The organism is Acinetobacter guerrae, assembly GCF_009372255.1.
GTDB lineage: Bacteria > Pseudomonadota > Gammaproteobacteria > Pseudomonadales > Moraxellaceae > Acinetobacter > Acinetobacter guerrae.
On sequence record NZ_LXGN01000056.1, the window covers coordinates 289,001 to 310,911 of the forward strand.

At 41.8% G+C, this 21,911-nt stretch carries 16 protein-coding genes and 2 tRNA genes; 12 read left to right on the forward strand and 6 right to left on the reverse strand.

The features are described 5' to 3' along the window. Window positions 1-30: 30 nt before the first annotated feature. From A7A69_RS14710 to A7A69_RS14725, 4 genes are all read left to right on the forward strand, one after another. Entirely contained in the window at window positions 31-1,434 is a 1,404-nt protein-coding gene (locus tag A7A69_RS14710) for a TolC family protein (protein WP_152878328.1), read from the forward strand. Further along, window positions 1,434-2,663 (forward strand): efflux RND transporter periplasmic adaptor subunit, encoded by a 1,230-nt coding sequence (locus tag A7A69_RS14715; RefSeq protein WP_152878330.1) that lies wholly within the window; start codon window positions 1,434-1,436, stop codon window positions 2,661-2,663. The genes A7A69_RS14710 and A7A69_RS14715 overlap by 1 nt, the downstream gene beginning before the upstream one ends. Further along, window positions 2,653-5,826, forward strand: a complete 3,174-nt coding sequence (locus tag A7A69_RS14720; protein ID WP_152878332.1) for an efflux RND transporter permease subunit — start codon at window positions 2,653-2,655, stop codon at window positions 5,824-5,826. The genes A7A69_RS14715 and A7A69_RS14720 overlap by 11 nt, the downstream gene beginning before the upstream one ends. 116 nt (window positions 5,827-5,942) lie before the next feature. Further along, window positions 5,943-6,884, forward strand: coding sequence for a cation diffusion facilitator family transporter (locus A7A69_RS14725; RefSeq protein WP_151833007.1), 942 nt, complete (start codon window positions 5,943-5,945; stop codon window positions 6,882-6,884). Between the two features lie 33 nt (window positions 6,885-6,917). Here A7A69_RS14725 and A7A69_RS14730 read toward each other — a convergent pair whose 3' ends face one another. The 5 genes from A7A69_RS14730 to A7A69_RS14750 all read right to left on the reverse strand — a co-directional run bounded on the left by A7A69_RS14730 (window position 6,918) and on the right by A7A69_RS14750 (window position 9,514). Next, on the reverse strand, window positions 6,918-7,256 hold the full coding sequence (locus A7A69_RS14730; RefSeq protein ID WP_152878334.1) for a zinc-ribbon domain-containing protein: 339 nt from the start codon (window positions 7,254-7,256) through the stop codon (window positions 6,918-6,920). A 97-nt stretch (window positions 7,257-7,353) separates the two neighbouring features. Continuing rightward, window positions 7,354-7,429, reverse strand: a tRNA-Glu gene (locus tag A7A69_RS14735). 25 nt (window positions 7,430-7,454) lie between these two features. Then, window positions 7,455-7,530 (reverse strand) — tRNA-Ala (locus A7A69_RS14740). 57 nt (window positions 7,531-7,587) lie between these two features. Continuing rightward, window positions 7,588-9,096 carry a glutamate--tRNA ligase gene (gene gltX, locus A7A69_RS14745; protein ID WP_152878511.1) on the reverse strand — a complete coding sequence of 503 codons (1,509 nt, stop codon included), beginning with the start codon at window positions 9,094-9,096 and terminating at the stop codon, window positions 7,588-7,590. A 124-nt stretch (window positions 9,097-9,220) separates the two neighbouring features. Continuing rightward, window positions 9,221-9,514 (reverse strand): DUF4179 domain-containing protein, encoded by a 294-nt coding sequence (locus A7A69_RS14750; protein WP_120370145.1) that lies wholly within the window; start codon window positions 9,512-9,514, stop codon window positions 9,221-9,223. A 385-nt stretch (window positions 9,515-9,899) separates the two neighbouring features. Here A7A69_RS14750 and A7A69_RS14755 point away from each other — a divergent pair, with 385 nt between their 5' ends. The 8 genes from A7A69_RS14755 (at window position 9,900) to A7A69_RS14790 (ending at window position 19,170) form a co-directional block, all read left to right on the forward strand. Then, window positions 9,900-10,904: a sulfate ABC transporter substrate-binding protein gene (locus tag A7A69_RS14755; RefSeq protein ID WP_151979959.1), complete on the forward strand. Its 1,005-nt coding sequence runs from the start codon at window positions 9,900-9,902 to the stop codon at window positions 10,902-10,904. 268 nt (window positions 10,905-11,172) lie between these two features. After that, complete coding sequence (rsmH, locus tag A7A69_RS14760) at window positions 11,173-12,084, forward strand: 16S rRNA (cytosine(1402)-N(4))-methyltransferase RsmH (RefSeq protein ID WP_120370147.1); 912 nt, start codon at window positions 11,173-11,175, stop codon at window positions 12,082-12,084. A gap of 11 nt (window positions 12,085-12,095) precedes the next feature. Further along, entirely contained in the window at window positions 12,096-12,428 is a 333-nt protein-coding gene (gene ftsL / locus A7A69_RS14765) for a cell division protein FtsL (RefSeq protein ID WP_152878336.1), read from the forward strand. 10 nt (window positions 12,429-12,438) lie between these two features. Then, window positions 12,439-14,265, forward strand: coding sequence for a penicillin-binding protein PBP3 (ftsI, locus tag A7A69_RS14770; protein ID WP_152878338.1), 1,827 nt, complete (start codon window positions 12,439-12,441; stop codon window positions 14,263-14,265). Window positions 14,266-14,276: 11 nt separating this feature from the next. Further along, window positions 14,277-15,776, forward strand: a complete 1,500-nt coding sequence (locus tag A7A69_RS14775; RefSeq protein ID WP_152878340.1) for a UDP-N-acetylmuramoyl-L-alanyl-D-glutamate--2,6-diaminopimelate ligase — start codon at window positions 14,277-14,279, stop codon at window positions 15,774-15,776. Window positions 15,777-15,784: 8 nt separating this feature from the next. Beyond that, window positions 15,785-17,191, forward strand: a complete 1,407-nt coding sequence (locus tag A7A69_RS14780; RefSeq protein WP_152878342.1) for a UDP-N-acetylmuramoyl-tripeptide--D-alanyl-D-alanine ligase — start codon at window positions 15,785-15,787, stop codon at window positions 17,189-17,191. Continuing rightward, complete coding sequence (mraY, locus tag A7A69_RS14785) at window positions 17,192-18,310, forward strand: phospho-N-acetylmuramoyl-pentapeptide-transferase (RefSeq protein WP_120370152.1); 1,119 nt, start codon at window positions 17,192-17,194, stop codon at window positions 18,308-18,310. A 56-nt stretch (window positions 18,311-18,366) separates the two neighbouring features. Next, on the forward strand, window positions 18,367-19,170 hold the full coding sequence (locus A7A69_RS14790) for a putative RNA methyltransferase (protein ID WP_152878344.1): 804 nt from the start codon (window positions 18,367-18,369) through the stop codon (window positions 19,168-19,170). 42 nt (window positions 19,171-19,212) lie between these two features. Here A7A69_RS14790 and ponA read toward each other — a convergent pair whose 3' ends face one another. Further along, window positions 19,213-21,777 carry a penicillin-binding protein PBP1a gene (gene ponA, locus A7A69_RS14795; protein ID WP_152878345.1) on the reverse strand — a complete coding sequence of 855 codons (2,565 nt, stop codon included), beginning with the start codon at window positions 21,775-21,777 and terminating at the stop codon, window positions 19,213-19,215. Window positions 21,778-21,911 lie beyond the last annotated feature (134 nt).

The following is a 21,911-nucleotide window of genomic DNA, read 5'->3' on the forward strand; positions in this document are numbered from 1 at the left end:
AAAACATGATTAAAGCGAAAGGGTTATTTTATGTACATTCGTATCATTCAACAGGCACGGCGTGCGATATTGCCAAATAAAGCAATGTCGATTGCCGTATTCGCAGCACTATTGCCATATTCAGCAATCACTGTGGCTGACACTGAGATAGCTCAGCATAAAAACATTTCTGCACTCGAACAATCCTCCCTGAGTTTTGCTCAGGTACTCGAAAAAGTACGGCAATATCAATCTCAATTAGGTGTGTGGCAAGTGCAGCAGAAACTAGCCGATGCACATATTCAGAAAAGTCATCTTTGGGAGAATCCCACTTTTTCTATTCAGCAAACTGGATTTAAGTCAGATCAGGATCGTGAACTAGAATTTGGCATTTCACAAAAACTGGATGTATTTGGTGAACGTAAAGCGGCGACTCAACTGGCACAAGTTCAGCGACAACAAGTTGATTTAAATAAGAATTTGTATGAAGCACAGCTTGAGCTTGTAGTGAAATATCTATGGTCACAAGTTGCCGTATTCGAAATGGAAAATCAGATTGCACAACGACAATTGGCAAATAGTCAGGCTATTTTGGAAGCAACTCGCTTGCGTTATCGTGCAGGAAGTATTGCTCAGGTCGATCAGGATCGTACCCTTATGGCACATATTGAAAATCAGCGCGCCGCTCAAGAAGTCGAACTCAATCTGAATATTGCCAGAAAACGACTGGCCAATTTGTGGGGTGAAACCACGCATTCATTTCGTTTAGGTTTAAATGGTCAAAATGCATGGCCTAGCCAAAGCAAAGCAGATGTTGCCGATCATTTACAGCAGAATTTATTGCAACGTGCGATTCAACTTCAGTTGCAGCAGCAGCGTTCCAATGTGGACTATCTGAAAGCAAAACGTCGTCCTAATCCAACGCTGAATGTTGGCATGGTGACGAATAAAAGTGCGGAGACGAATAGCAGTGAACAACAGTTTAGGATTGGACTGGAAATTCCGCTCAATATTTTTGATCGTCAGCAATATGCATTACAAATTGCACAGACACAGCAAGATTTTTTAGTGCAGCAACAGCGATTTTATACTCAGCAAAACCTCAATAGCATTGAAACCTTACAGAGTGAACTGGTTGGATTAAAGCAGCAATATGACTTGATGAATGATCAGCAAATTCCTTTGTCTGAAGATGTGCAAAACAAAATGTTGCTCGGTTTTAAAGTGGGGAAATATGCGATTACCGATGTGCAGCAGGCAACTGCTCAGTTACAGGATCAGCGTTTAAAAAAGGTTCAACTTCTTAAAAGTGCATGGCAAAAAGCCATAGAAACCGAAAGCTTGGCACTGGGTGTTGCTCCTGAGCAAGTCATGTCCAGTGATGCATTGAATCAAATTAATCAAACACTCTGGCAAAACACCCGTAATTTTAATGCCATTTCAGGAGCTGAATAATGTCGACTAAAAATATTCAAAAACAATGGCTCTGGGCAGGGTTGGTCATCGTCATTTGCGTTTTATTGAGTGCATGGATTGTGTTTAAGGGTTCATCTAGCAAAACAGATTCACACGATGAAGGCGAACACGGCAAAGCAGAATCTACACATGCCGATGAGGCAGGAGAAGCGGAGCACACTGAAGACACTAAAGTACTGAATCTAACCTCGCAGCAGATGCTAGAGTTTGGCGTGAAGCTGGCACAGGTTGAGCAAGGTCAAGTTTCTCGATCGCTGGAATATCCTGCCAAACTGGTTGCCAATACCGATCAGCAAGCGCATGTTGCTTCAACTTTTACGGGACGCGTAGAAAGTGTCAATGCCATGCTTGGACAACAGGTGAAAAAAGGACAGATTTTAGCGACTGTATTTATTCCAGAACTGGTCGATCAACAAGCAAATTTGAGTATTGCTCAGGAAGCATTGACATTGGCACAGCAGGATTACCAACGTGAAAAGCAGTTGTTTGATCAAGGAATTTCGGCACGTCAGGATTATCAAAAAGCGTATAACACCTATCGTCAGGCACAAATTCAGGTACAGGCCGCACGCAGTCGACTCTCTGCTTTGGGTGCAAATGCAGGAAGTCAGGGACGTTATGCATTAAAAGCGCCTTTAAATGGCGTGGTGAGTCAGAAAGATATCGTGGTAGGTGAATACATCACTTCAGATAAACAATTATTTGTGATCGATCAACTTGATCAACTGTGGCTGGAATTTATCATGCCAAGTGAAAAGAGTATCAGCATACAACCTCATCAACAGATTCATTTTAAGTCATTACAAACTCAGAATCGCTTTAAGGCGCAGGTTCAGACTTTAAGTGCTGAAGCAGATAGCCAGACGGGACGCTTGCAAGTCCGTGCGAAAGTACTCACACCTGCACAGGAATTACGTCCGAATTTGATGGTTAATGTTTTATTAGAGGCGCAGGACAGTCAGCCTGTACTTCGAGTGACTCGCAACGCTCTTCAGCAGATCGATGGTAAATCGGTGGTGTTTGTTGCAAAAAATCAAAAAAATAGTGTTCATTTTCAGCCCGTAGCGGTTGAGGTTGGTCATTATTCAAGTGATGGTCAATGGATCGAGATTAAATCTGGTTTAACCCAGAATCAACAATATGTCAGTCAGGGCAGTTTCCTTTTGAAATCAGAAATGGAAAAAGGAGAGGCTGAACATGGACACTAAACCAGAAATTGATTTGCCATCTGCACAAAGTTTATTTGACCGTATCATTCAGTTTTCTATTCGCAATGCCATTTGGGTCATGTTATTTACCCTGACATGGATTGCGGTAGGACTCTATAGCTATCAAAAATTATCTATTGATGCTGTTCCTGATATTACCAATGTACAGGTACAAATTAACTCTCAGGCCAATGGTTTTACTGCAGCTGAAGTCGAGCAACGCATTACCTACCCGATTGAAAATGCGATGTCGGGGATGCCAAATCTTGAGCAAACCCGTTCTATTTCACGTTATGGTTTATCTCAGGTGACCATTATTTTTAAAGATGGTACAGACATTTATTGGGCGAGACAGCTGATTAATCAGCGCTTACAAGAAGCTCAAAGTGCTTTACCTGACGATATTGATCCGCAAATGTCACCGATTTCAACTGGATTAGGCGAGATCTATCAATGGGTCATTAAAGCTGAGCCGAATGCTAAAAAAGCAGACGGCAGTACTTACACAGCAATGGATTTACGTGAAATCCAAGACTGGATTGTACGTCCACAATTACAGCGGGTAGCGGGTGTTGCTGAGGTCAATAGTATCGGTGGCTACAATAAAACTTATATTGTTTCACCAGATTTAAAACGTTTGCAGCAATTACAGATTCCTGTGACAGACTTGCAAAGCGCACTCACTGAAAATAATGAAAATCGCGGTGCTGGTTTTCTCGAAGAAAATGGTCAGCAGTTTACTGTTCGTGTACCTGGTACATTAGATACGATTCAGGACATCGAAAATGTGATGCTGAGTCAAAAAAATGGTCTGCCGATTCGGGTTGCAGATGTTGCAACTGTCTCGATTGGACATGATCTCAGAACTGGAGGTGCGACATACAACGGTGAAGAGACAGTACTCGGTATTGCCATGATGATGATGGGGGAGAACAGTAAAACCGTTGCTCAAGCGCTTGATCGTAAGATGCAGGAAGTAAAGCGTTCTTTACCCACAGGCGTTGTGGTCGAAACAGTGTATAACCGCAGTTCACTGGTCGATAAAGCCATCAAAACTGTGGCCAAGAACCTGATTGAAGGTGCAATTCTGGTCATCGTCATCCTGTTTATCTTTCTAGGTAATTTTAGAGCAGCTCTAATTACGGCTTGTATTATTCCTCTATCGATGTTGTTTACCATTACAGGCATGGCGGAGCAGAATATCAGTGCCAATTTGATGAGTTTAGGCGCGCTGGATTTTGGCATTATTGTCGATGGTGCAGTGGTGATTGTGGAGAACTGCATTCGACGTTTGGCTGAAGCTCAACATGCCAGAGGTCGTCTACTCACCCGCCAAGAACGTTTTACGGAAGTTTTTCTGGCGGCTAAACAGGCACGACGACCGCTGATTTTTGGTCAATTGATCATCATGGTGGTGTATTTACCTATTTTTGCACTTTCGGGTGTGGAAGCCAAAATGTTTCACCCAATGGCAATGGCAGTGGTCTTAGCATTGGTGGGTGCGATGATTTTATCCGTCACTTTTGTTCCTGCCGCTGTGGCGTTATGGGTTACAGGTGAGGTCAAGGAAAAAGAAAGCCGCTGGATGTTGGCGCTAAAAAACAAGTATGCCGATGTGTTGAATTGGGCGTATCAGTTTAAATATGTTGTTGCGACTTTGGCAGTGGGTATTTTAATCATGAGCGCTGCTATTTTTACTCGAGTAGGGAGTGAGTTTGCCCCTCAACTGAGTGAGGGAGATTTTGCCTTACAACTCATGCGGGCGCCGAGCACGGGGATTGAAGAATCTTTAAAAATACAGGAACAGGTTGAAAAACAATTACTTCAGGATTTTCCTGAGGTGAAAGCGATATTTGCCAGAACAGGAACGGCTGAAGTAGCAACTGATGTCATGCCACCTAATATTTCTGATGCGATTGTATTACTAAAGCCTCGTGAACAATGGCCTAATCCTAAAGAAAGCATTGATGAGTTGCGTGGTCGGATGCAGGCATATGTTGAACATATTCCAGGTAATAACAGTGAGTTCTCACAGCCGATTGAATTGCGTTTTAATGAATTGATTTCAGGCATACGCAGTGATATTGGGGTTAAAGTTTTTGGCGATGATTTGCAAGTCTTAAATCAGGAGGCTGAAAAAATTGCGCAAAAGTTGAGAAAGATTGAGGGTGCAACTGAGGTTAAGGTTGAGCAAACTGATGGCTTACCGTTGTTGAATGTCGACATTGATCATGCTTTAGCTGCTCAATATGGTCTGTCTGTGAAATCTATTCAGGATCTTGTCGCGGCAAGTATAGGTGGACAGGCAGTTGGACAGATTTTACAGGGTGATCGACGTTTTGATTTTGTCATTCGTTTAAATGATGAAATGCGTACCCCCCAGCAATTGGCGCAATTACCGATTCAACTTCCCAATCGTGGCTTGATCCAATTACAAGATATTGCAAAAGTCGAAAATATTTTGGGGTTGGCACAGGTGAGCCGTGAAAATGGTAAACGTCGAGTCGTGGTGACAGCCAATGTACGTGATCGTGATTTAGGCTCTTTTGTCAAAGAAATGCAGACAGAACTGGCGCAGCAAAAACTGCCAAGTGGATACTGGTTAGGTTTTGGTGGACAGTTTGAAAATCTAGCTTCTGCTAAAGCACGAATGCAAATCGTGGTGCCTTTGGCTTTAATCATGATCTTTGTGCTGTTAATGGCTGTGTTTCATAATTTTAAAGACAGCCTACTTGTATTTAGTGGAGTACCATTTGCTTTGTCGGGTGGTTTAGTTGCGCTCTGGTTACGTGATATTCCTTTGTCGATGTCTGCGGGTGTAGGCTTTATTGCACTCTCAGGTGTTGCGGTTCTAAATGGTCTGGTGATGCTAACGTTTATCAAGGAACTACGCCTGAAATATGATGTCGCAACGGCGACATGGCAGGGGGCAGTATTGCGGCTAAGACCTGTATTAATGACCGCCTGTGTCGCCTCGCTAGGTTTTATACCAATGGCTTTGGCCACAGGAACAGGCGCAGAAGTGCAGCGACCTTTGGCAAGTGTTGTGATTGGTGGCATCATTTCTTCGACTTTATTGACGCTGATTTTATTGCCTGTGATTTATCGTTGGATGAATGAATCTTCAAGAGCCAAGTCATCCACATCTCCGCTGTCTCATTAAGTGGGTTTTCAGCTAAATTATGCTATCTTCATGGAGAGTTGATCCCTGAAGATAGTCCTATAAAAAATAACAAGCCTCACTGAGAGTGAGGCATTTTGAAAAATAAGGAATGAAGCATGAGTGAACATCATGGGCATGACCATAGTCATGCTGTTGTGACCGAAGAAAATGCAAAAAAACTCACCATTGCACTATCACTCACGATTACATTTTTAATCGTAGAGGTGATCGCAGGTTTTATCACTCAAAGTTTGGCATTGTTGTCTGACGCGGCACATATGTTTACCGATGCTGCTGCACTTGCCATCGCACTCGCGGCCATCAAAGTGGCTAAACGACCTGCCGATGATAAACGTACTTTTGGTTATCAACGTTTCGAAATTTTAGCGGCATTGTTCAATGCTTCCATGTTGTTTGTGGTCGCAGTTTATATTCTATTTGAAGCCTATCAGCGCTTTACCCATCCGCCTGAAATCCAAAGTGTTGGCATGATGATTGTTGCCGTGATTGGACTCATCATTAACCTGATTTCCATGAAAATTTTGGTCTCAAGTGCGCAAGATAGCTTAAATGTCAAAGGAGCGTATCTGGAAGTATTAAGTGATGCGCTAGGGTCTGTGGGGGTAATTATTGGAGCGGTTATTATTTATTTTACCCAATGGTATTGGGTCGATACCATTATCGCTGTTTTAATCGGATTTTGGGTGCTGCCAAGAACATGGATATTGCTTAAACAAAGTATCAATATTTTGCTAGAAGGCGTGCCTGAGGAAATTGATATTGAAAAGTTGCGTCAAGATTTATTAGCATTGGACGGTGTAGAAAGTATTCACCAACTGAAAGTTTGGGCAATTACATCTAAGAACGTACATCTTACGGTACATTTATTTGCACCACACGCAGATCGTAATCAACTCTACCGAAATGCTTATGAAATGCTGTCGCATCAGCATGGTATCTCTGAAATTACCCTGCAAATTGAAGAAGATGAATGTGTTGTACATGAGCACGAACACGATACAACACATGATCATGAAACCCAAAGCCATTCACATTGAAATGGCTTTTAATTTTGATCAGTCAACAAACAGTTAAATTTGCCATTCGTGATGACATTCACGACATTTCCAGTGCTTTTGAGATTGCAGGAATGCCTGCATGCTCAGTTTAAAGTTGGGTAGATCACGCCAAAACATGAGACCCGCACCTGCTGTGATCACAAAAACCACAACGGTTGCAATCTGAAGTTTTGGACCTGCACCACTACCAAAAATCCACATTCCAATACTCATCAGTACTAGAAATAACAGAATAAAAATAGCAGGTAGTAAAATGACCAGACTTTTGGGAATAACAGGGCGAGCAGAAGTTCCGCCTTGCCCGACAGGCATAATTTTAACACTTTGACATTTTGGGCAACGGTACTGCATAAATGCTCCAGAATCTTATTTTCTCTATTTTAACCAAGAGTTGCTAAAATAAAAATAATAAAAAAGCCGCTGTCTGTGCAGCGGCTTTTTAGAAATTTGGCGTCCCTACGGGGATTCGAACCCCGGTTACCGCCGTGAAAGGGCGATGTCCTAGGCCTCTAGACGATAGGGACTTATGAGGCGACACATTCCAAGATTTGGTGGAGCCAAGCGGGATCGAACCGCTGACCTCTACAATGCCATTGTAGCGCTCTACCAACTGAGCTATGACCCCAGTCTGTGTGAGCGCCATATTAGGGCTATTGTGTTAATGCGTCAATAAAAAAATCAATTATGCTTCATCAACTGCATCATTTTTCGGCAATTTTAGCGATTCATTAAGTTTTTCCCAGACTCTAAGCTCTTTTTTGCTTGGTGCACCTACAATTTCTAGTGCGCGGCGCAAACGAGCAAAGGTTAAATCAGGGCCAATCGTGACCATAGACTGCATCACAGGCGTAGAACTGGTTGAACCTGCAATCGCAATAAAGAACGCAGGCATAAAGTCACGCAGTTTAATGTCCATTTGATTGGCTAAATCCATCAAAGTCTGGCTAACTGTCTCATTGTTCCACGTGAATTGGCTTTCCAGTCGCCAAATTGCAAACTGTAGGCTTTGTCGAACTTGCTCTTGTGACAGTTTTTTGCTTTCAAACATCTCTGCTATAATAGTTGGCATATGATTGAAATAAAAACCAGCCCAATTGACGGCTTCTGACAACAAATGAATTCGTGGTTGAATGGCAGCAGCAATATCTTCCAATGTGTTACGATCATTTTTCCATGCCAGTAAACGATCAAGCAGTTGTCCAGGTGTTAGGGATTTAATCCATTGACCATTTAGCCAGTTGAGTTTTTCTACATCAAAAATTGGTCCGCCTAAAGATACACGTTGAATATCAAAATGCTCGATCATTTCATCTAAAGTAAAAACTTCACGTTCGTCTGGCATTGACCAACCCATACGACCTAAATAATTCAACAAAGCTTCTGGTAATACACCAATATCTCGATAATAGTTGATCGAGGTTGGGTTTTTACGTTTTGATAATTTTGATTTGTCAGGATTACGCAACAGTGGCATATGACAGAGCACTGGCATTTCCCAACCAAAATATTGATAAAGCAATTGGTGTTTCGGTGCAGATGGTAGCCATTCTTCACCACGTAACACGTGGGTAATTTCCATCAAATGATCATCGACCACATTAGCAAGGTGATAAGTGGGTAAGCCATCCGTTTTCAACAGAACCTGCATGTCCACTTGTGCCCAAGGAATTTCGACTTCACCACGTAGTAAGTCATTAAAACGACAAATACCTTCTTCGGGCACTTTCATTCGAATGACGTGCGGTTCTCCCGCAGCCAAACGCTGTTCAACTTCTTGTTTTGAAAGTTTTAAACCGCGACCATCATATTTAGGTGTTTCACCACGAGCCATTTGTTCGGCACGCATTTGATCCAGCTCTTCAGCGGTTGCAAAGCAATAAAATGCATGACCTTTTTCAATCAGATCCAACGCATATTGCTTATAAATCCCCATACGTTCTGATTGACGATAGGGTGCATGTGGGCCGCCAATATCTGGACCTTCAGCCCAATTAAGACCTAACCAGCGTAGTGAATCCAGAATCATTTTTTCTGATTCAGGTGTTGAGCGAAGCTGATCTGTATCTTCAATACGTAGAATAAATTCACCACCATGCTGTCTGGCAAAGCATAGATTAAATAAGGCAATATAAGCAGTTCCTACATGTGGGAAACCAGTAGGAGATGGGGCAATACGCGTACGGACTTTCATCATTTAAAAATAAAATCAAAAAAGAAATTGGACTTAGTATAACGGAAAAAACCTAGCGTCTTGACCATTATTTGAGTCAAAAGTCACTAGGTTTTTTATGAATTTTAATGAACTATAAGAACGGTTAAGAAGTATGTGGCTGAAAAAATGACTGTACAAAACGTGAAAAACGTTGATGCTGAGTGGCAAAGAAGTTTTGAGTGGGAGCCACACGAATCGTGTTCAACATTTTAAGTTCATCATCTGTTGTAGGTAATGATGAAAGATTACGTTTTTGTTGATCGAGTGCCTTTTCAACCATTAAATTTTTTTCAGTTGGTTTAATCTGAGTATCTTTAATGACGGCAGCAGTACCCATCTGAGAAACCAGTCCCAAACTTAAACTTAAACCAAGTACTTTAATTAACTGCATTTTCATACAAACATCCCCAGCATGTGTATTTTTTTATTGCTGATATGCAAGTCTACAATAAATGTAAACTAAAATAATTACTATTCAGCTATAAATATACAATAAAAATGCGCATTGTGTCACATTTTTTACAAAAGTATAAAAAATATCAGTCAAGATATCCCTTTAAAGATACTTAAAGCTACAACATCTCTCTTTTAACAAATAAATGTGGATAAAGCGTGGAGAGATTTTAAACAGTGTCGCTTTAATGCGTATAAATAGTATCCAATGTTTAGCGGCAGAGTTTAGCATAAAATACGATAAACATTTAACAATATGTTATAGGCACATGATTGTAAAAGATATTTTATAAAAATATAGTGAATAAAAATAAATTTGGAAAAAGACAATGAATAAAATTGTATCTGTCATATTGCTTACATGGTTGGGGACGAGTGCAAGCGTGGTTTATGCGGCAACTTCTTTTTTGAATGTATCTTACGATCCAACTCGCGAATTTTATCAGGAATATAATAAAAGCTTCGGTGAATATTGGAAAAAGCGCACAGGTCAGGAGGTCGATTTTAAGCAGTCACATGGTGGATCTGGTAAACAGGCGCGTGCGGTGATTGATGGTTTGCAGGCAGATGTTGTCACTTTGGCATTGGCAAATGACATTGATGAAATTGCCAATACAGGTCTAATTAAAAAGAACTGGCAAAAAGAGTTTCCTCATAATTCGGCACCATACACCTCGACGATCGTTTTTTTGGTACGAAAGGGGAATCCTAAACAAATTAAAGACTGGAATGATTTAACCAAACCGGGTGTGGAAATTATTACACCAAATCCAAAAACAGGTGGAGCGCCACGCTGGATTTATTTGGCTGCGTGGGGTTATGCCTTGAAGCAGCCGGGTGGTAATGATGCTAAAGCAAGAGAGTTGGTCAAAAAACTTTATCATAATGTCAAAGTTCTTGATTCTGGTGCGCGAGGTTCTTTGACTACTTTTGCAGAGCGTGGTATTGGCGATGTCCTGCTGTCATGGGAAAATGAAGCTTTACTTGCCACTCAGCAAGGGCTGGGTAAAGAGCAGTATGAGATTGTGTATCCTTCTATTTCCATTTTGGCTGAACCTTCTGTTGCCATTGTCGATAAAACTGTAGATAAAGATGGCAATCGTAGTTTAGCTAAAGGCTATTTGAATTATTTATATTCACCACTTGGTCAGGATTTGGCCGCCAAATATAATTTTAGACCACGCGATGCCAAAGCCGCAGCCAAATATGCGAGCAAGTTCCCCAAAATTAAACTATTCACGATAGGTGATGTGTTTGGCGGTTGGGCTAAAGCGCAGAAGACACATTTTGTAAATGGTGCGATTTACGATCAAATTTCGGCAGAAAAACCTTAACGTCATACTTTGATTTGATGGGAAAAACTAAGCTGATCATGGAGAATCAGCTTGGTTTTTTATATAAGAAAAATAATTTCAAAAAATATTTTCGAACTTGTGATCATACTAAAAGTTCGTACTTATTGTTCATTTGCTTAGAACATTGGCAATTAAAACGGTTTTGTCTATACAAAATAAGAATTCCCAACAAAAAGTCGTTTGGAGCTTTAACAAAACAAGGTAATAATGTGCAGTTAAATTTTTAGCTTTTTATGATCTTGCCCTTATGTCACATATTTCCGTTTTACTTCATGAAACTGTTGATGCTTTACTGGCTGAACGTGACACGGGAATTTATGTAGACGGCACGTTCGGTCGCGGTGGTCATACACGGGCATTGCTGGAAAAACTAGATGCCAATGCGCGTGTTTATGCTTTTGACAAAGATCCACAAGCTTTGTCTGTTGCGCATGAATTAGCGCAACATGATTCTCGCTTTCAAATTATTCATGCGAGTTTCGCAGACTTGCAAACAGAGTTGAATCGCATTGGGATTACTCAGGTTGACGGTATCATGGCGGATCTGGGTGTATCTTCACCGCAATTGGATCAGGCAGAACGTGGCTTTAGTTTTATGCAAGATGGCCCATTAGATATGCGTATGGATAATTCACAAGGTCAGACAGCAGCAGAATGGTTACTCGACATTAAAGAAGAAGATTTAGCCAATATTATTTATCAATATGGCGAGGAACGTTATAGTCGACGTCTGGCTAAAGCGATTAAGCAAGCAGGATATCTTGAAACTACAGGGCAACTGGCTGAACTGGTAAAAACTGCTCACCCTAAATGGGAAAAACATAAGCATCCAGCAACCAGAACTTTTCAGGCGATCCGAATTGCCATAAATAAAGAGCTAGAAGATATTGAAATCTTTTTACCTCAAGCGGTAGAGTTGTTAAAACCGCAAGGTCGTTTAGCTGTGATTAGTTTCCATTCATTGGAAGATCGTTTGATTAAACAGTTTATTCAAAAAGAATCAACGCTTGCGGAAGATACGGGTTGGGGGATGCCACAGCCACAAATAGATACTCGACGTTTAAAGAAAGTTGCGCGACTACGTGCCAGTGAAGAAGAAGTAAAATCCAATCCACGCTCACGCAGTGCATGGCTTCGGGTTGCCGAACGATTAGTATGAAAAGGCAAATCATGGAAACAGAAGAACAGATCTCATTCACAAATAAAACAGCTTTTAGAAGAGTAGTTACTTATGCGATCTTAATTACGCTGGTATTTATCAGTGCCATGATGGTGGTGTTTCAGGTATTTGAATATCGCCATGATTATCGTGATTTGAGTTCTTATATTCGTGAGAAAGATGACCTGAATGCAGAATGGGGACGTTTACTGATCGAGCAACAAACCTTTGGCGCGACAGCACAAATTGGAACACGTGCAGTCACACAACTGCGAATGTTTTCTCCTCCTGCTGCACAAACCGTAGTAATTTCATTACCCATGACTCCAGAGCAAAAAAAGTAAGGCATGCTGTATGGTAGATAAGCGAATTAAGCAAACACGAAAAAAACAGCAGTCCATTACTGAAAAGCCAACGCTTGCTTTTGATATGTGGCGTTTTTATTTGCTTTGGGGCACGGTACTTTTATGCTTTGTAGTGTTGGTAGCGCGAGCATTTTATGTTCAGGTTATTAATAAAGACTTTTTGCAAAATAAAGCCAATGCCAATATTTTGCGTACCGAACAATTAAAATCGATGCGTGGTGTAATTAGCGATCGGCATGGCGTACCACTGGCGATAAGCACACCGATTATGAATGTCGTGATTGATCCGCGTGATTATTTTGAAACAAAAAAACAATACGAAGAAATTTCGGAAAAAATCAAGCAGGAACCTGAAAATGCACGTCGTTTAAGACGAGAGTTGCCTGATAAAAATTTAAATCTGGATGAACTGGCCGACGTGGTGGGTATTGATCGCGCTATCTTAAAGAAAATGATGAATGATCGTCCGCGTTCACGTTATCTGGTTCTTAAAAAAGAAGTACCGCCACAGCAGACCGATGTAATTTTAAAACGTAATTTTCAGGGCGTTTATACTGAAAAAAACTATAAACGCTATTATCCACAACCTCAACCAAATGCCCAAATTATTGGATTGACCAATAATGATGGCAAAGGGATTGAAGGTCTGGAAATGCAACTGAATAAACAACTTTCAGGTATTGATGGTGAGCAAAAAATCATTCGGGATAAGCATGGCAATCGGCTAAAAATTTCCGAAGTGATTAAAGAAGTGGAGCCAGGTGAGAATGTCACTTTAAGTATCGACTCACGGTTACAATATATTATGTACCGCGAATTAACCGCGGCAGGTGTAGCGAACAATGCGCGTTCTGCCTCAGCAATCGCTGTCGATGTCAAAACAGGCGAAATCTTGGCGATGAGCAGTTGGCCGTCATATAACCCAAATGACAAAAATGGTCTTTCCAATAAAGATGCCATGCGTAACCGCGGTGCAATTGATATGTTTGAGCCTGGCTCAACCATGAAGCCATTTACCATTTCCGCTGCGCTAGAAACAGGACAATACACTCCCAATAGTATTGTAAACACGTCACCGGGTTCGATGAAATTGGGTTGGCATACGATTCGTGATACCCATAACTACGGCACCTTAACCGTGAGTGGCGTGATTATTAAATCTTCTAACGTGGGTTCTGCCAAAATAGCATTATCTCTACCTAAGGATACTTTACCTACATTCTTCCGTCGTGTTGGTTTCGGACAGCGATCGGCTGTGAAGTTTCCCGGTGAAAGTGGGGGATTACTGCTGCCTGCCAATCGTTTAAATCCATCACAATTGGGTACTATGGCCTATGGCTATGGTCTAAATGCCACTATTTTGCAGGTGGCACAAGGCTACGCGATGCTTGCCAATCATGGGGTAAAAATGCCCCTTAGCTTGCGTAAGTTAGATGAAGTTCCAAAAGGTGAACAGGTGTTATCACCTAAGATTGCTGATGAAGTTTTATTGATGTTGGAGCAAGTTACCATGCCAGGTGGTACGGCACGACAAGCCAATATTCCAGGTTATCGTGTTGGTGGTAAAACAGGGACGGCACATAAGTTACGTGCAGATGGTAAGGGCTATTCTAACAATGAATATCGGGCTTTATTTGCAGGGGTTGCGCCAGTGAGTGATCCGCGTTTGGCGATTATTGTTGTGGTGGAAAATCCACAAGGTCGTTATTACGGTGGTCTGGTTGCCGCCCCCGTATTTGCGAAAATCATGCAGGAGTCGTTACGTCTGATGAATGTGCCGCTGGATAAACCACTCGATACCCCAACTATTCAGTAATCAGGTGAAATATGTCGATTTCTTTTCAAGATATTTATGCAAAAACAGTTGATGCTGAATGGTTAAAACAGCCATTTTCTGGATTTAATCTAGATAGCCGCAAGGTGCAAGTAGGGCAAATTTTTATTGCATTAACAAGTTATTCTCAACCTGAAAAAACACTGGCTTTTGCGCAAAAAGCACTTGAATCTGGTGCGCTAGGGGTGATTAGTGAACAGTCTTTAGGTCTTGAAAATGAATGGGTTTGCCCAGATGTTCGTGTGCAAATGGGCCAATGGCAGCGTGATTATCTGCAAAAAACCGATCCCGTACGCCCTGCCCGTGTTCTTGCTGTGACGGGAACCAATGGTAAAACCACCATTTCACGTTTGATGGCAGAGTTAATGAGTCTGCAACAACAACGTTGTGCGGTATTTGGTACGACGGGTAATGGTATTTTGCCTGATTTAAATCCATCGACACATACCACTTTAGATGCTTTGCAATTACAAATTTTATTGCATGATTATGCTAAACAGGGCGCAGGTTTTGCTTCGCTCGAGGCTAGTTCGCATGGCCTTGAACAAGGGCGTTTAAATGGTTGCGAAATTGAAATTGCAGTCTATTCGAACTTAAGCCGTGATCATCTGGATTATCATGGCACGCTACAAGCATATGCAGAAGCAAAGTCAAGATTATTTGCATTTGAACAACTTAAAGTTGCGGTCATCAATCTGGATGATGATTACGCAGATTTAATGCTCAAGGTGGCAAAAAACAATCCATCTCAACCTAAAATCTATACGTATTCCCTGCAAAATCAAAGCGCAGATTATCTGGTACAGGCGGTCAATTATCAGTTAGAAGGTGCGCAGATCCAATTGCGTAGTCCGCAAGGTGTGTTTGATATTCAAAGTCCATTTTTGGGACAATTCAATGTTGAAAATCTGATTGCGAGTCTTATTGCGGTTGAGGCTGCGGGTTTTGATCTGGCTGATTTGATTCAAACCGTGCCTAAACTTCAAGGTGCGCCCGGACGTATGCAAGTGATTCGTGATGGTGAGCGTTTATTTGTCGTAGATTATGCGCATACCCCTGATGCATTGACACAAGTGCTAAATACCTTAAAACGACATACGCGTCATCAGCTCTGGGCATTATTTGGTTGTGGTGGTGATCGTGACCGTGGTAAACGACCACTAATGACACAGGCTGCGCTAGATGCAGCAAATCCAGTCGTTTTGACTTCAGATAATCCTCGAACTGAAGATCCAACACAAATTTTTTCAGATATGCGACAAGGCATAGATTTTAGTTTGCATGATACCTTTGAAATTCGCGATCGCCGCGAAGCGATCAAATTTGCAGTCAATGAGGCCAAAAATGGTGATATTGTGGTGATTGCGGGTAAGGGACATGAAAATTATCAGGAAATTGATGGTGTGCGACACTGGTTTGATGATGTCGTAGAAGTTCAGGCTGCAATTGATGCACAGGCACATTCAGTTCATAGCGCGTATCCAGCACAATAGGCTTTTTTATGCATACATCGACGACGAGTACTGTAGAGCTGACTCCTTGGGCGGCAGAACAGTTGCAACAGGCAACGAATGGCTATTGGTATCAAGATAAAATACCTACTCAAACGATCAAACGGATCTTGACTGATTCGCGCCATGCGGAATTGGGTGATGCATTTTTAGCACTCAAAGGTGAACGCTTTGATGCACATGATTTTGTTGCACAAGTGGCTCAAAATGGTTGTCAGGTTGCAATTGTACAACATCCTGTAGATGTTGATATTGCTCAGCTTGTGGTGCCAGATACGCGTCTGGCATTGGGGTATTTAGGTGCATATCGCCGTGCCCAATATCCAGATTTAAAAGTTATTGCTTTGACTGGAAGCAGCGGTAAAACCACCACGAAAGAAATGTTGGGAAGTATTCTTGGTCAACTTGCACCAACTTTAGTGACTCGCGGTAATCTAAATAATGATTTAGGTGTGCCGATGATGTTGCTTGAGCTTAGACCTGAGCATCAATATGCAGTGATGGAACTGGGTGCAAGCCATCAAGGTGAGATTGATTATACTTCCAAACTGGTACAGCCACAGGTTGCAGGTATTCTCAATATAGGGACTGCACATTTGGGTGAATTTGGTGGGCGAGAGGGAATTTGTCGAGCAAAGTCAGAAATTTATAGGCACATTGCAAAAAATGGTGTATCCATTATTCCCGCAGAAGATGATTTTACTGCACAAATTCGTCAAGCTGTGCAAACCACCCAACAACTTTCTTTTGGTGCAGGAGGCGATGTCTTTGCAACCAATATTCAGTTGAATGCCCAATCCAGTGAATTTGAATTACATACACCACAGGGCGTAAGTGATATCAACTTACCTTTTGCAGGTTTACATAATGTGCATAATGCCACTGCGGCTACGGTTTTTGCACTTGCTATTGGCATTAAGCTTGATGATATTGTCAAAGGTTTGGAACATGCAAAAGGCGCAAAAGGTCGGCTGAACTTTCTTCAACGGCAACAATATCTCTTTATTGACGATACTTATAATGCCAATCCAACATCCATGCGCGCTGCGGCTGAAGTACTCAGTCAACAAACCGGCTTTAAAGTCATGGTCATGGGCGATATTGGTGAATTGGGCGATGCTAGCCTGCAAGAGCATCATGATCTAGGGCGTGATCTGGTTGATTACAATCTAGATATAATTGTGGCGGTTGGTGAATTTGCCCAAGCAGCCTTCGCGGGAGCTTCACAAAGTGGTAATGCCTCAAAATTGAAAGCATTTCCAACTCAAGCAGATGCGCTTACTTTTTTAATTAATTTAATTCAACAACATCAACCCGAGTCAATGAGTTTCCTGTTTAAGGGCTCTCGTTATACCCATATGGAAACGTTGATGGCAGATTTGATGGAGAAACTTTAGATGCTGTTATGGCTATTTGAACATCTTGCGGGCTATAACAGCTCGTTTCAGGTGGTTCGATATTTAACCTTGCGTTCTTTACTCAGCATATTGACTGCACTGGCAATTGGTTGGCTGCTTGGCCCTGTGATGATTCGAAAATTACAGGCACTCAAGTATGGCCAAGCGGTGAGTTCATATGCGCCTGAAAACCATGCCAAAAAAATGGGTACACCGACCATGGGTGGCGTACTTATTCTTTTATCAATTGGTATCAGTACCTTGCTTTGGGCAGATTTATCCAATCCATATGTCTGGATTGTGCTTGGCGTGATGGTGGTCTTTGGTGCAGTGGGTTGGGCGGATGACTGGATTAAAATTCGTTATAAAGACAATGCTGGTTTGCCTGCACGTAAAAAGTTTTTCTGGACATCGCTGGCTTCAATTGGTGCGGGTATTGCACTATATGTGATTGCGGTTCATCAGCCGAATCCGATTCATACCGCCAATATGTTGGACTTGTTGATTCCTTTTTTCAAAAATCTCTCGATTCCATTGTCTGCTGTGCCATTGGGAATTGCATTTATTATTTTCACTTATTTAGTGATTAATGGTGCTTCCAATGCAGTCAACTTGACCGATGGGCTAGATGGTCTGGCGATTATGCCGATTGTCATGGTTGCAGCAGGTTTAGGTGTGTTTGCTTATTTGGCTGGTGACATTCGTTTTGCCAACTATTTACATATTCCTTATGTAAAATACACTTCTGAACTGGTCGTGATTTGTTCTGCGATGGTTGGGGCTGGTCTTGCATTTTTATGGTACAACGCACATCCTGCTCAAATCTTCATGGGTGATGTCGGTGCTTTGGCACTCGGTGCAATGCTTGGTACGATTGCGGTAATGGTGCGTCAGGAAATCGTTTTTGCGATTATGGGTGGCGTATTTGTGATGGAAGCGATTTCAGTCTTCTTGCAAATCGGTTCATTGCGCATGCGTAATAAGCGCGTGTTTTTGATGGCGCCGTTGCATCATCATTATGAAAAACAAGGTTGGAAAGAAACGCAGGTCGTGATTCGGTTCTGGATTATTACTATTATGCTGGTGGTTTTTGGTCTAATGACTTTAAAATTACGTTAAGCTGAAAGCGTTCCAAAGAGCCAGCGTTGCTGGCTTTTTTTATATGAGAGAAAATCATGAGTGTGTTGATGTGTCCTGTGTGTCGTCAGGCTTTAAATTTGGTACAGCGCACATGGCGATGTGAACAGGGGCATAGTTATGATCTGGCCAAGCAGGGCTACGTTAACTTACATGTAGTTCAACACAAACATAGTAAAACACCAGGGGATACACCTGAATCTGTGTTGGCACGTCGTTCTTTTTTATCGAATGGTTTTTATCAGCCTTTACGTGATGCAGTCGTGGCTCAATTACAGCAGTATCAACTTGATACTTTGCTAGATATTGGTTGTGGTGAAGGTTATTACACGTCTGCGATGCAACAGCAAGTCCAGCAATGTATTGGGCTAGATATTGCAAAAACGGCAGTTCAGCGCGCCGCTAAACTTAACCCTCAAGTCACTTGGGTGGTGGGAACGGGAGCGACCTTGCCTGTACTCGATCAAAGTATTGATATTTGTACAAGTCTATTTAGCCCGATTCCAAAAGATGAAATTTTAAGGGTGTTAAAATCAAAGGGTTATTTATTGGTGGTGACACCAGCACTAGAGCATTTATATGCGCTACGTGAAGCTTTATTTGATGAGGTAAAACCGCATCAACCTCATAAGTTTGTTGAACAGCTACAATCAGATTTTGAGTTGGTGTTGGAGCAACCCATTGAGAGTTCATTTAGCTTAGAACAAGATCAGTTAAAAAACCTGATTGCCATGACACCATATGCTTATAAAGCCAAACCTGAAAAAAGACAGCAATTGGAACAGCAAACCCAGTTTAAACTAACAGCGCATTTTCAAATATATCTTTTTCAAAAGAAATAAAGCCATCTTAGAAGATGGCTTTAAAATTGTCGTTTGATTGACTTAGGTGACTTGGTGAATTAAACCTTCAAGTGCATCGCGTTTGGGAGGTTCCTGATGTTTAGGTTGGTTCTGATTCAGGGCCGGTGGGGTCTGTTCAGAAGGAACTAGAATTTCCTCTCCTGGTAAGTCAGCAAAGTCATTATCAGGTGTGGTCACAGGTGCTTTTGGCGCAGGCACATATAAAGGGCGCGCAAGCGGTGGTGAAGTGCGATTTGTACTGCTCTTACTGCTATTTTCTTGAAGGCTTGGTTGTTCGCGGGAAATAGGTGCTTTGGCATCTTTATCAAATTGAACCCATGAGGATGCTGTCCCTTGTAAGGATTTATCCATAAAGTTAATCCAGATTGGAAGTGCCGCAATACCACCATATTCGCGTCGTCCCAATGTAGTTGGGCGGTCAAAGCCTACCCAAGCTACAGAAACTAACTTGCCATTGAAACCTGCAAACCATGCGTCTTTGGCATCGTTGGTTGTACCAGTTTTACCACCTAAATCATCACGACCAATTTTGAGTGCTGCACGTCCTGTACCGTGTTGAATTACATCACGTAAAATATTGGCCATATCATAGGCCGAGCTAGATTTTAAAATACGTTGCGCCTGACGATAATCACCAGAATTACTTGTTGCTTGGGTTTGTGATGCTGTGTTGTTTGTCGCTTCGGTCTGCATATTTTGATTGGTTACTTCAATCACCTCATCATCAGGAGTTTGCGCTTTTTGCTCATCCGTAACGGTGTTTTCAGTCTCATTAATGCAAGAAATACACGCATATTCAGGTTTGGCCTCAAAAATTACTTTACCGTAAGCATCTTCAATACGGCTAATAAAATAAGGTTGTACACGATAGCCGCCATTGGCAAAAGTGGCATAACCCGTCGCCATTTGTACAGGAAGTACCTGTGGCGTTCCAAGTGCAATTGTAAAGTTACGTGGAATCTGATTTTCCTGTAAACCGAAGTCCATGAGTAATTGGCGCGCACGCTCAACGCCAACACTTTGTAGTAAGCGTACAGAGACCGTATTTCGTGATAAATATAAAGCACGACGTAACGGGATCATCCCCAAGTAGCGACCATCTGAGTTCTTTGGTGACCAACGACCAATACTAATCGGGTTATCATTGACCATTGTATAGGGTGTCATGCCACGTTCTAATGCTAATGCATATATAAACGGCTTGATGGTTGAACCAGGTTGACGCCAACCTTGTAACGCACGATTAAATTTGGATTGATAAAAATTATATCCCCCAACAATGGCTTCAATCGCACCATCATTTGGGTTTAAAGCAATCAGTTGTCCTTGCGCACGCGGAATTTGTACTAACGCCCAAGAGGTTTTTTCTGCATTTGGGCGTAAACGGACAATATCTTTAACTTTAACGATCTGTGAAGCACGGCTTGGTGCTGCTCCTACGCTATTGGCATTTTGATAAGGTCTGGCCCAAGACATACCTGACCAAGGAACAGTGATCGTTGATCCATCCTGCATTAATGCTTCAAAAGTCGAGTTATTGACTTTAGTCACTTGCGCAGGATACGTATTGGCATAAGCCATAAATGAATTTAAAGGTTTATCGTGTGCTTCAGCACCACGCCAACCATGACGACGATCATAGGCTTCCAGACCATCCTGAACTGCCTGTTCGGCATAAGCCTGACGTTTGCTATCAATCGTAGTATAAACTTTGTAGCCTGAATCGATTGCTTGTTCACCAAATTTTTCGACCAGTTCAGAACGCACCATTTCACCAACATAAGGAAAACGATTAGCAATTCCACGGTCTGGCATATCAAGTTTAATGGGTTCAGCAACTGCAGTTTGATACTGTGCCTGAGTGATATAACCCAGTTGTAGCATACGACCCAAAATCCAGTTACGACGTTCTAAAGCTCGTTCAGGATTCGCAACAGGATTGAAACGCGACGGTGCTTTAGGTAAACCTGCTAGCATCGCCATTTCTGCAATACTGAGTTGATCTAATGTTTTGTTATAATAAATTTTTGCAGCAGCGGCGATACCGTAGGCATTTTTACCTAAAAAGATTTTATTGACATACAACGTCAAAATTTCTTCTTTACTTAAATTTTGTTCAATTTTCCGAGCTAAAAAGATTTCGGTAAGTTTACGCTTTAAAGTACGTTCTGGGCTTAAATAATAATTCTTGGCCACCTGCATGGTAATCGTAGAGCCACCTGTCTGCACATCAGAACCTGTAATGGTTTCACTGACTGCGCGACCTAAACCTTTAAAGCTGATGCCACTATGCTCAAAAAAAGAAGAATCTTCGGCTGCAAGAAAGGCATGGATAAAGGTCGGTGGGATTTGATTATATTCTACGGGCACAGAAAGTTTGCCGCCATATTCTGAGATTAGCTCATTATCAGCCGTATAAACTTGCAGCGGTTTAAGTAAAGGCGCTTTTTTTAAAGAGCTCATTTCAGGCAGTGATGGCGCAATATAGAGATACATGCCATAAAAACCCATAGGAATTGAGACTAATATAATGATAAGTACCAAAAAAAATGGATGAACATGACCTGAACTGGATAGCTTTTTCATAACAAGTAAGTTTTAATAAGAGCTAATAGCAAACGAATTGATGGTCAGTATATCCTTTAGACATGCGGATTGTTAGATGCCTTATTGTATCCGTATAAAATTAGAGACCGAGATCAGCTTGTTGTTTTGTTTGG